Origin of the sequence: Lysobacter ciconiae (assembly GCF_015209725.1) — a bacterium.
Taxonomy (GTDB): Bacteria; Pseudomonadota; Gammaproteobacteria; order Xanthomonadales; family Xanthomonadaceae; genus Novilysobacter; species Novilysobacter ciconiae.
In genome coordinates this window covers 665,001-676,501 of sequence record NZ_CP063656.1, presented here as the reverse complement: position 1 = coordinate 676,501, position 11,501 = coordinate 665,001, and the positions used below count along the sequence as shown (strand labels likewise).

Annotated in this window: 9 protein-coding genes, 2 rRNA genes and 1 other RNA gene (1 of these 12 only partly in view); 8 read left to right on the top strand and 4 right to left on the bottom strand. The window is 63.8% G+C overall.

The window, feature by feature from the left end; translation table 11 throughout:
• Positions 1-21 precede the first annotated feature (21 nt).
• On the top strand, positions 22-1,353 hold the full coding sequence (pepQ, locus tag INQ41_RS03055; protein WP_193986112.1) for a Xaa-Pro dipeptidase: 1,332 nt from the start codon (positions 22-24) through the stop codon (positions 1,351-1,353).
• A gap of 33 nt (positions 1,354-1,386) precedes the next feature.
• Here the strand turns inward: pepQ and INQ41_RS03050 are convergent, their stop codons facing one another.
• Together INQ41_RS03050 and INQ41_RS03045 are read right to left on the bottom strand one after the other, a co-directional pair.
• Complete coding sequence (locus INQ41_RS03050; protein WP_193986111.1) at positions 1,387-2,694, bottom strand: aminopeptidase P N-terminal domain-containing protein; 1,308 nt, start codon at positions 2,692-2,694, stop codon at positions 1,387-1,389.
• Between the two features lie 19 nt (positions 2,695-2,713).
• Entirely contained in the window at positions 2,714-3,271 is a 558-nt protein-coding gene (locus INQ41_RS03045) for a UPF0149 family protein (protein ID WP_193986110.1), read from the bottom strand.
• Positions 3,272-3,486: 215 nt separating this feature from the next.
• Between INQ41_RS03045 and INQ41_RS03040 the strand changes: the two genes are divergently transcribed.
• From INQ41_RS03040 to rpiA, 7 genes are all read left to right on the top strand, one after another.
• Positions 3,487-5,913 (top strand): putative bifunctional diguanylate cyclase/phosphodiesterase, encoded by a 2,427-nt coding sequence (locus INQ41_RS03040; protein WP_228076765.1) that lies wholly within the window; start codon positions 3,487-3,489, stop codon positions 5,911-5,913.
• 55 nt (positions 5,914-5,968) lie between these two features.
• Positions 5,969-6,190: a TIGR02449 family protein gene (locus INQ41_RS03035; protein WP_193986108.1), complete on the top strand. Its 222-nt coding sequence runs from the start codon at positions 5,969-5,971 to the stop codon at positions 6,188-6,190.
• Entirely contained in the window at positions 6,187-6,489 is a 303-nt protein-coding gene (locus INQ41_RS03030) for a cell division protein ZapA (protein WP_193986107.1), read from the top strand. The genes INQ41_RS03035 and INQ41_RS03030 overlap by 4 nt, the downstream gene beginning before the upstream one ends.
• A 55-nt stretch (positions 6,490-6,544) precedes the next feature.
• Positions 6,545-6,732: non-coding RNA, 6S RNA (gene ssrS / locus INQ41_RS03025), on the top strand.
• Between the two features lie 156 nt (positions 6,733-6,888).
• The gene (locus INQ41_RS03020; RefSeq protein WP_193986105.1) at positions 6,889-7,521 is read left to right on the top strand and encodes a 5-formyltetrahydrofolate cyclo-ligase; all 633 of its coding nucleotides are present in this window, start codon (positions 6,889-6,891) and stop codon (positions 7,519-7,521) included.
• Positions 7,518-7,988 (top strand): EVE domain-containing protein, encoded by a 471-nt coding sequence (locus INQ41_RS03015; RefSeq protein WP_193986103.1) that lies wholly within the window; start codon positions 7,518-7,520, stop codon positions 7,986-7,988. The genes INQ41_RS03020 and INQ41_RS03015 overlap by 4 nt, the downstream gene beginning before the upstream one ends.
• 6 nt (positions 7,989-7,994) lie before the next feature.
• Entirely contained in the window at positions 7,995-8,657 is a 663-nt protein-coding gene (rpiA, locus tag INQ41_RS03010; RefSeq protein ID WP_193986093.1) for a ribose-5-phosphate isomerase RpiA, read from the top strand.
• Positions 8,658-8,937: 280 nt separating this feature from the next.
• On the opposite strand, the gene rrf is transcribed toward rpiA, so the two are convergent.
• Positions 8,938-9,052: ribosomal RNA gene (gene rrf, locus INQ41_RS03005) — 5S ribosomal RNA — on the bottom strand.
• Positions 9,053-9,170: 118 nt separating this feature from the next.
• Positions 9,171-11,501, bottom strand: a 23S ribosomal RNA gene (locus INQ41_RS03000) (it continues 547 nt past the right edge of the window).

Below are 11,501 nucleotides of genomic sequence, written 5' to 3'. Positions count from 1 at the left end.
ACTCCCCCAAAGAGGATCGACATGGCAATTTCCGAGCTTGCGCAGGCCTATCCGCAGCACGTGGCAGAACTCGTGCGCCGCAGCACGATCGCCCTGGAGCGCGGCGGCTTCGACCACCTCGTGGTACCCAGCGGCACGGTGCACTACCAGGTGTTCGACGACCGCGACTATCCCTACGCGGTGAATCCCCAGTTCAAGGCGTGGGCCCCGCTGACCCGCAGCCCGGGCAGCTGGCTGGTGTTCACCCCCGGCAACAAACCCAAGCTGGTGTATCTGCAGCCCTTCGACTACTGGCACGTGGTCCCGCAGACACCGTCGGGCTACTGGGTCGAGCAGTTCGACATCGTGATCATCCGCAAACCCGAAGAGGCGCTGCAGCACCTGCCCGCCAACGCTGCGCGCTGCGCGATCCTCGGCGAGGCCGCCAGCGCGCTGGGCGACTACCTGCCCGACAACCCGGCGGCGGTCGTCAACTATCTGGAGTACCACCGCGCCTTCAAGACCGACTACGAGATCGGCACGATGCGCGAGGCGACGCGGATCGGCGTGCGCGCCCACCGGGCGGCCGAGGCGGCCTTCCGCAGCGGTGCCAGCGAGTTCGACATCCACATGGCGTACTGCATTGCCGCTTGCCAGGACGCCAACGAGCTGCCGTACCACAACATCGTCGCCCTCAACGAGCACGCCGCGGTACTCCATTACACGGAACTGGCGACCACGCCGCCGGAGGAGATCCGCAGCTTCCTGATCGACGCCGGCGGCAGCTTCGGCGGCTACGCCAGTGACATCACGCGCACCTACGCGGCCGATCGCGACAGCGAGTTCCAGGCACTGATCGACGCGGTCGACGTCGCCCAGCGGCAGATGTGCGATGAAGTCCGCGCCGGTTTCGACTACCGCGAACTGCACCTGGGCGCGCACCTCAAGCTCGCCGGCGTACTCAAGGACTTCGGGCTGATCGACATGTCGCCCGAGGCGGCGCTGGAGACCGGCGTCAGCAACGCCTTCTTCCCCCACGGCATCGGCCACGGCATCGGCCTGCAGGTGCATGACGTCGCCGGCTTCGCCGAATCCGACGCCGGCGGCGTGATCCCGCGTCCGGACGGGCAACCGTTCCTGCGCAGCACGCGGACGCTGGAGCCGGGCATGGTAATGACCATCGAACCGGGCGTTTACATCATCGACATGCTGCTCGACGAGATCCGCAACGGCGAGCAGGCCGGATCGCTCAACTGGGACCGGATCGACGAGTTCCGCCCGTTTGGCGGCGTGCGGATCGAGGACGACGTGGTCTGCACCGATGGCGCCCCGATCAACCTGACCCGGAATGAGTTCACCGCGCAGGGCGGATAAGCGGCGCGGAGCGGCGAGGCCCTCGGGCGGAGTTCAACCCTCCGCCATGAAGGCCTCAATCTCGTCCGCGCTGCGCGCCAGCTTGCACGTCAGGACCTTGTGCCCGGTCCGGGTCACGGCGACATCGTCTTCGGTGCGGATGCCGATTCCCCGCCAGCGCGGCGCGACGCTGGTGTCGTCAGCACGCACGTAAAGCCCCGGCTCGATGGTGAACACCATGCCGGGCTCGAGCAGGCGCGATTCGCCCTCGATGCGGTAGTCGCCCACGTCGTGCACGTCCAGGCCGATCCAGTGGCCGGTCTTGTGCGGGAAGAAGCGCCGGCAGCTGCCTTCGGCCAGGTTCTGCTCCAGCGTCCCCTTCAGCAGACCCAGGCTCAGCAGCCCCTCGGTCAACACCTCGGTCGCGGCCAGGTGGCCGGCTTCGTAGGGCATGCCCGGCAGCGCCCCGGCGAGCGCAGCGGCATGGGCAGCGCCAACCAGGTCATGCAACAGGCGTTGCTCCTTGCTGAAGCGGCCACTGACGGGGAATGTGCGGGTGATGTCGGCGGCGTAGCCGCGGTATTCCGCGCCCGCGTCGATCAGCACCAGGTCGCCGTCGTTGACCGGCCCGTTGTTCGCCACGTAATGCAGCACGCACGCGTTGGCGCCCGCGCCGACGATGCTGCTGTAGGCCGGCACGGCGTCGTTGGCGCGGAACACCCGCTCCAGCTCGGCCTGCAATTCGTACTCGAACATGCCGGAGCGGATCGCGCGCATCGCCGCCTGATGCGCGGCGACGGTGATATCGGCGGAGCGCTGCATCATCCGCAGCTCGTCGCGATCCTTGAACAGGCGCAACTCATCCAGCACGTGGCCCAGCTCGAGGAACTCGTGCGGCGGCTTGTTGCCCATCTTCATCATCGCGCGCACGCGGTTCACCCAGCCGATCAGCTTGAGGTCGAACTCCGCATCGCGGCCGAAGTGGTAATACACCCGCGAGCGCCCTTCCAGCAGGCTGGGCAGGATGTCGTCCAGGTCGGTGATCGGGTACGCGTCATCCAGGCCGAACGCATCCACCGCACCCTCAGGACCGAATCGCGGACCGTCCCAGGCCTCGCGGTCCGGGTCGCGCTCGCGGCAGAACAGGATGCACTCGCCGTGGGCGCGTCCTGGCACCAGCACCAGCACTGCCTCGGGCTCGGGAAAACCGGTGAGGTAAAGCAGGTCGGAGTCCTGCCGGTAGGGATAGTGGGTGTCGCGGTTGCGGATCCGCTCCAGCGCTGCCGGCAGGATCAGGATCGAGTCGTCGCCGGCGACTCCCATCAGCTGACGGCGGCGTCGCGCATAGGCTGCCGGCGGCATGGAGAGGGCTGCGCCCAACTCAGTTCAACCTTTGCCGGTGCTGCGCGCCGAGCACGCAATCGCCGTGCAGCAGCAGGACCGCCACGCGCACGAACTCCTCGATCTCGACCAGCGCCGCTTCGTCCTCTTCATCGCCGTCGTCCTGGGCCTGTGCACCGGCCAGCTTGGCCAGATCAGCCAGGGCTTCAAGACTTTCCGCCGACAGCGGCGGTTGCGCGCCCGCCGCCAGACCGAAGCCGCCCAGGAATCCGCGACACCAGTCAAACACGGCGCCGCTGCGCTCGGCCAGGGACGCATCCGCATCGGGCAGCAGCAGTTCGAAATCGAAACTGCGGTCCGCCAGCTGGGCCGCGGATGCGGTGCGCAGCTCGTCCAGCGCACTGCCCGTCTCGGGCATGGCGATGTCATCGTCGGCCATTACCCTGGCCAGCCAGTCGGCCTGCGCGCTGCCGCCACCGGCGAGCCAGCCACACAGCGAGCCGTGCAATTCGGATGCGCCGGTGGGCAGCGACAGACGCCCCATCTGCGCGTCCACGGCGGAAATGGTTGGCAATCCGGAGATCGGTTCGCTCGACATGAACAGGCACCAGGATGAGGCGCCCCAGTTTATCAAGGCGCACGGCGACGAGCTTGTTCCGTCCCTACGCGCATGCCTACACTGGGCTCGATTGATCCCGGAGCGATGCTGAAGTGCTGCCGCAAGTGCCCGCCAGCGCCACACTTTCCAGCCGCTCGCGTGCGGTCGCCGGTGCGCGCCCAAGCGCTGACCTGCGCACCGGCCTTCGCTTGCAAATGGGCCTGCTGCTGGGCGTTCTCCTGATCATGACCGCTCCGTGCACCCGTGCGGGCGCGCCCGGTGGCCCCGACCCCTCCCTGCCCTTCAGCAGCGACGCCCCGGGGATGGCAAGCACGGCGCGCAACGATCTGCATGCGCAGCCGGCAGCGTCGTCCACCCGTACCCAATCGGTCGCCCGCAGCAGCCAGACGACCGTGATTCCGACGCCCGCCCCCGGCCTCGCTGCAGGCCTGTGGCGCAGTCCGCTGGGTCTGAGCGTCATCGCCCTGCTGGTACTGATCACCGGGGTCGCACTGGTGGGCTACGTCCGGCTGCGCGGACGCGAAACCCGACTCTGGGCAAACCGAATCCGCGAGCGCGACGAGCGGCTGATGCTGGCGCTGTGGGCGTCGGGCGAGGAGTTCTGGGACTACGACCTCAGTGCCGAGGAGCTGCACCACACGCGCGTAACCACCAATCCCCAGGACGAGCCCGAGCTGAAGGTGGAGCGCTACCGGCTGGACGAACTCACGATCCACGGCGATGACCTGGCGCAGGTGCAGGAAGCGCTGCGCCAGCATCTGCGCGGCACCACGCCGGTGTTTGCCAGCGAGTACCGCACCCGGCGCGCCGAGGAAAGCAGCTGGTGCTGGGTCCGCGCTCGCGGCCGCGTCGTGGAATGGGGGCCGGACGGACGGCCTTTGCGTGTTGCCGGCACCGTGCGCACGGTCACCGAGAAGCGCAGCGCGGAACACGAACGGCGGGTTGCGACCGAAGTGCTTCGCAACATGGACGAGGCGGTAGCCGTTTTCGATCGCGACTTTCAATTCATTTCCGTCAACCCCGCCTTTACCCGCATCACCGGGCACGAGCCGGACGACGTGCTCGACCGCTCCACCAGTGTTCTCGACAGCAGTCGCCAGGACATCGAGTATCACCGGCGGCTTCGCCACGACCTGCTGCGCGACGGCCGCTGGTCGGGCGAGTTGTGGATGCGGCGCCGCAACGGCGACGAGTTCCTGTGCCTGCTGCGGATCAGCTCGGTGGGCGAACGCGACGGACGGCGCAGCCACTACATCGCGGTGCTGAGCGACATCACCGAGAAGAAGCGCGCCGAGCAGGAGCTCCGCTACCTGGCCAACTACGACCCGCTGACCGGCTTGCCCAACCGGACATTGCTACTGGAGCGCATCGCCGCTGCGATCGTCCGCGCCCGCGCCGCGCAAAGCAGGATCGGCGTGTTGTTCATCGACCTGGACCGGTTCAAGGACATCAATGACTCGCTCGGGCACGGCGTCGGTGACCTGATCCTGCGCGCGGTCGCCACCCGCCTGCACGCCTTCGCCGGACCGCACCAGACGGCAGCCCGACTGAGCGGCGACGAATTCATGCTGGTCCTGGAAAATGTCGAGACTGACGCACAGATCAGCGACGCCACGCAGCGCCTGATCGCCGCATTCGAGGCGCCGGTGACCTACGGCGACCGGCAGGAAGCCATCATCTCGCCGTCCATCGGGGTCAGCGTCTACCCCGACGACGCCCGCATCGCCAGCGAGCTGATCCGCCATGCCGACACGGCGATGTACCGGGCCAAGGCGGTCGGACGGCGGACCTCGATGCGCTACGACGCAGCCATGGACCTCGACGTGCAGCGCCGCGCCACGCTGTCGGCCGCGTTGCGCACCGTGCTGGATCGCAATGAATTGTCGATGGTGTATCAGCCGCGGCTCTCGCTGAACGGCGGCCACATCGCCGGGGTCGAGGCATTGCTGCGCTGGCACAGTCCCGAACACGGGCAGATCCACCCCACCCAGTTCATTCCGCTGACCGAAGAGAACGGAATGATCCTGGAGATTGGCCAATGGGCGCTTCGGGAGGCCTGCCGCGCCCTCGCCACCTGGCGTTCGGCCGGACTGATGGACATCCCCATCGCGGTGAACGTCTCTTCGCTGCAACTGCTGCGTGGCGATTTCCCGCAGGTGGTGGAGCGCGTGCTGGCGCAAACGGGCATCCCGGCCAACCGCCTTGAGCTGGAGCTCACCGAAAGCGTGCTGATGGACAACCCGGCGGAATCCTCGGTCTCCCTGCAGCAGTTCCGGCGCCTGGGCGTCAACCTCGCCATCGATGATTTCGGCACCGGCTATTCGTCACTGTCCTACCTCAAACGACTGCCCATCACGATGCTGAAAATCGACAAGGAGTTCATTGACGACCTCCCCCGGGACACCGACGACGCCGCGATTACCACCACCATCATTGCCATGGGGCACTCGCTGGGCCTGACCGTGGTGGCGGAAGGCGTGGAGACCGCGTCCCAGGCGCAATGGCTGCGCGACCACCGCTGCGACGAGATCCAGGGCTACTGGCTTGCCGAGCCGATGCCGGCCGAGTCGATTGCACAGTTCGTGCAGGCGCGCTCCTGGGCAGAGACGACTGCTTCCTGAGCGTCGGCCGCTCTCGCTCCTTGACCGCCTGTCGAGCGCTGCCTATCGTGCGTTGATGGATCGCGCCGAATTGCTCAACGAGATGCAAGCCCTGCTCGATCGAATGGATCTGCTGGCCGAACGCATGCGCCGTCTCCAGGACGAGAACCGCAGCCTGCGCCAGCAACAGGAAACACTCTCCGCCGAACGCGCCGCCCTGCTCGCCAAAAACGAACAGGCGAGGTCGCGCGTGGAAGGCATGATCGTCCGCCTCAAGTCGCTGGAGCAACACACATGAGCAGCGCCCAACCGGTCAACATCCGGCTGCTCGACCGCGAATACACGGTGGGCTGCCTGCCAGAAGAGCGCGACAGCCTGCTCGCGGCCGCGCGCATGCTGGACGGCAAGATGCGTGAGATCCGTGGCGGCAACCGCATGGCCGCCCTTGATCGGGTCGCGGTGCTGGCGGCGCTGAACCTTGCGCACGACCTGGAGCAGCTGCGGATGGAGAGCGACCAGCGCGAGAAAACGCTATCGCGCAGCGTCGGCGAGCTCAACCGCAAGCTGGACGGGCTCTTCAACGACCCTGCCGCCTGAACAACGCCCGCTTCGCGGTGGGCCGTTGCCGCTCTGCCGCGCTATACTTGCTCCTCGTCCTCTGCTGTGGACGACAGCGTGCGCAAACATTCGCCTTGGCCCTTAATTGCGACCGCGGGGATGCAACGGAAGTCCGGAGTGCAAGTCCGCCCTGGTAGCGGAAAGCCCGAAGGCCCACAAGCGTTCCCACTTGAACCCCGGGTTCAAGGTCGTTTCGCGCGCATCGTCATCGGCGGAGGATCTCTTTTTCGGCAACGGACCCGTCCTGTGTCCATTGGCCTGCTTCCAATTGGCAAGTTTACAATTGGCAAGAAGGCCTGCCGACGGTGCTGGTGAAGACCGTTCCAGCAGCTCGATCGCGCATGGGTCCGGTGCCCGCATCAAACGGATTTCTGCAGGATGACCGATGAATTCGCGGCCCGTCGTCGCCAACTGCGCGACCGGCTTCGGCAGCAGCGCCGCAATCTGGCGCCCGCGCTACGCGTCGCCGCCGCCGACGCGCTGGCCGCCAACCTGCTCGCGCTCCCTTTCGCGCCGCAGTCCGGGTACGTCGCCGGCTACTGGGCGATGGACGGCGAAATCGCTCTGCACGCATGGCAACTCCAGCTACCCGGCCAGTGCATCTACTGCCTTCCGGTGCTTGACGGGGAACACCTCGGCTTCGCGCCCTGGCGCCCGGGCGACCCTCTGGTAACCAACCGCTACGGCATTCCCGAGCCCGATGTTTCGCGAGGCGGCCTCCTGCGTCCGCAGGCAATGGCGCTTGTCGTCGTTCCGTTGGTTGCGTTCGACCTGCATGGGGCCCGGCTCGGCATGGGAGCAGGCTGGTACGATCGCAGCTTCGCGTTCCGCAAGAACGAAGGTCCCGCACCGTGGTTGGTCGGGGCGGCGTTCCAATTGCAGCAACAGGACGCCATCGCCACCGCCGCCTGGGACGTGCCGCTTGACGCGGTGTGCACGGAAACGGCAACGCGAACCTTCAACCACCGTGGCGATCCTGACGAGACGGACCCACACCGGAGTCACCGATGAGCAAACGACGTCGTTACTGGCTCATGAAGTCCGAGCCGGACGCCTTCTCCATTGATGACCTTGAACGCGTCGGCACCGAACCATGGGACGGCGTGCGCAACTACCAGGCACGGAACTTCATGCGTGACGGGATGAAGGTCGGCGATGGTGTCCTGTTCTACCACTCCAACACCAAGGTTCCGGGTATTGCGGGCATCGCAAGCGTTGCCAGCACCGCATACCCCGATGAAAGCCAGTTCGACCCGGACTCGCACTATTACGACCCCAAGGCGACGCGGGAAGAGCCTCGCTGGCAACTGGTCGACATCCGCTTCGAACGCAAACTCCGCCGGGTCATCCCGCTGGAGGAGATCAAGGCACACGCCGAAGAGCTGGGAGAGGAATTTGCGCTGATCCGCAGGGGCAACCGCCTCTCCGTCTTCCCTGTCGCGTCCGACCAGTACGAATTCCTCCTCTCCCTCGAGTAAGCAGCAATGACTTCAGCCAAACGGCTCGCCGCAGAAAAGGCCATCGAGTACGTCGAAGCGGGCTCCATCATCGGGGTCGGCACCGGCTCGACCGTCGCCCACTTCATCGAAGCACTCGGCCGCATGAGGGACCGCATCAAGGGGGCGGTATCGAGCTCCGAACAGAGCTCCGAGCTGCTGCGATCCGCAGGGATCGAGATCCACGACCTCAACGCGACGGGCCCGCTCGCGCTGTACGTCGACGGAGCTGATGAGTGCGACCCGCACAAAAGACTCATCAAGGGCGGCGGCGGCGCCCTCACCCGCGAGAAGATCATCGCCGAAGCCAGCGCGAGGTTTGTCTGCATCGTCGACCCCAGCAAGCAGGTCGATGTGCTCGGCAGGTTTCCGCTCCCGGTCGAGGTTATCCCGATGGCGCGCAGTCTGGTCGCCAGGGAAATACTCGCCATGACACGGGCCCAGCCTGTGTGGCGCCAGGACGCCAACGAGCGCGGCGTGGTTACCGACAACGGCAACCTGATTCTCGACATCCACGGAATGTCGATCACCGACCCGGTCGCGCTTGAGAGCGCCCTCAACCAGATACCCGGCGTGGTCGCGGTAGGACTCTTCGCGCGGCGCCCTGCAGACATCGTGATTGTCGGTGGCGAGCCGCCCCAAATCCTCTGAGTTTCAGCAAGCGATAGAGATGGCGCCCAGCAACCCTGCTACGGCGCCTTTCTTTTGCCTGTACGTAATGCGCCGCTTGAGCCGCATAGCATTCGTCTGGTTCATCGGCCTGGCGTGCGTGATCACCCTGCTGGCACAAGCTGCCCTGGCGGTGGCGTAACCGCGCGCGCGCGTTCCGCACGAGTTCCGCCTGAGTTCCGCCCAGGTTTGGCGCACCGCCTGAGTTTCGCGCCCAAAGAAAAACGCCGGACCCTTGCGGGATCCGGCGTTTGGTGTAAATGCCCAGCGATGACCTACTCTTGCATGGCTTAAGCCACACTACCATCGGCGCGTGTGCGTTTCACTTCCGAGTTCGGGATGGGATCGGGTGGTGCCACACAGCTATTGTCACTGGGCAAGGGGGTGAAGCAGCGCACGGGTGCGCCAGCTTGCATAGGGTGGGACGTAGCGAGTGAGTGTTTTGGTCTGGAATGTCGTCGACGTATCGTCGAGTCCAAGGCCACTTGAGGTTATATGGTCAAGCCACACGGATCATTAGTACAGGTTAGCTCAATACATTGCTGTACTTACACACCCTGCCTATCAACCACCTGGTCTTGATGGTTCCTTCAGGGGAGTCAAGCTCCCGGGAGATCTCATCTTGAGGCGCGCTTCCCGCTTAGATGCTTTCAGCGGTTATCGCTTCCGAACATAGCTACCCGGCAATGCCACTGGCGTGACAACCGGAACACCAGAGGTTCGTCCACTCCGGTCCTCTCGTACTAGGAGCAGCCCCTCTCAAATCTCCAACGCCCATGGCAGATAGGGACCGAACTGTCTCACGACGTTCTGAACCCAGCTCGCGTACCACTTTAAATGGCGAACAGCCATACCCTTGGGACCGACTACAGCCCCAGGATGTGATGAGCCGACATCGAGGTGCCAAACACCGCCGTCGATATGAACTCTTGGGCGGTATCAGCCTGTTATCCCCGGAGTACCTTTTATCCGTTGAGCGATGGCCCTTCCATACAGAACCACCGGATCACTAAGTCCTAGTTTCCTACCTGCTTGATCCGTCGATCTTGCAGTCAAGCACGCTTATGCCTTTGCACACAGTGCGCGATGTCCGACCGCGCTGAGCGTACCTTCGAGCTCCTCCGTTACACTTTGGGAGGAGACCGCCCCAGTCAAACTACCCACCATACACGGTCCCCGATCCGGATAACGGACCTAGGTTAGAACGTCAAGCACGTCAGGGTGGTATTTCAAGGTTGGCTCCACCAAGACTAGCGTCCTGGTTTCACAGCCTCCCACCTATCCTACACAGACGAACTCAACGTTCAGTGTAAAGCTATAGTAAAGGTTCACGGGGTCTTTCCGTCTTGCCACGGGAACGCTGCATCTTCACAGCGATTTCAATTTCACTGAGTCTCGGGTGGAGACAGCGCCGCCATCGTTACGCCATTCGTGCAGGTCGGAACTTACCCGACAAGGAATTTCGCTACCTTAGGACCGTTATAGTTACGGCCGCCGTTTACTGGGGCTTCGATCAAGAGCTTCGCCTTGCGGCTGACCCCATCAATTAACCTTCCAGCACCGGGCAGGCGTCACACCCTATACGTCCACTTTCGTGTTTGCAGAGTGCTGTGTTTTTGATAAACAGTCGCAGCGGCCTGGTTACTGCGACCCCCGACAGCTATAGCTCGCATGAGCCACCATCAGGGGTGCACCTTCTCCCGAAGTTACGGTGCCATGTTGCCTAGTTCCTTCACCCGAGTTCTCTCAAGCGCCTGAGAATTCTCATCCTGCCCACCTGTGTCGGTTTACGGTACGGTCTGCGTAAGCTGAAGCTTAGGAGCTTTTCCTGGAAGCGTGGTATCGGTAACTTCGTCCTAATGGACTGGTCTCGCTGCTCGGCGTTAATGACCCCCCGGATTTGCCTAAGGGATCCGCCTACCTGCTTTCCCCGGGACAACCAACGCCCGGTATACCTAACCTTCTCCGTCCCTCCATCGCACTTACGCGAGGTGCAGGAATATTAACCTGCTTCCCATCGACTACGCATTTCTGCCTCGCCTTAGGGGCCGACTCACCCTGCGTTGATTAACATTGCGCAAGGAAACCTTGGGCTTTCGGCGTGCGGGTTTTTCACCCGCATTATCGTTACTCATGTCAGCATTCGCACTTCCGATACCTCCAGCAGACTTCTCAATCCACCTTCAACGGCTTACGGAACGCTCCTCTACCGCGCATACAAAGTATGCACCCCAAGCTTCGGTTCAATGCTTAGCCCCGTTAAATCTTCCGCGCAGACCGACTCGACCAGTGAGCTATTACGCTTTCTTTAAAGGATGGCTGCTTCTAAGCCAACCTCCTGGCTGTCTGTGCCTTTCCACATCGTTTTCCACTCAGCACTGATTGGGGACCTTAGCTGTGGGTCTGGGTTGTTTCCCTTTTCACGACGGACGTTAGCACCCGCCGTGTGTCTCCCGGATAGTACGTGCTGGTATTCGGAGTTTGCCATGGGTTGGTAAGTCGCAATGACCCCCTAGCCATAACAGTGCTCTACCCCCAGCAGTATTCGTCCGAGGCGCTACCTAAATAGCTTTCGAGGAGAACCAGCTATCTCCGGGTTCGATTAGCTTTTCACTCCTAATCACACCTCATCCCCTACCTTTGCAACGGGAGTGGGTTCGGGCCTCCAGTACCTGTTACGGTACCTTCACCCTGGGCATGACTAGATCACCCGGTTTCGGGTCTACAGCCCGCGACTATGCGCCCTATTCAGACTCGGTTTCCCTTCGCCTCCCCTATACGGTTAAGCTTGCCACGAACTGTAAGTCGCTGACCCATTATACAAAA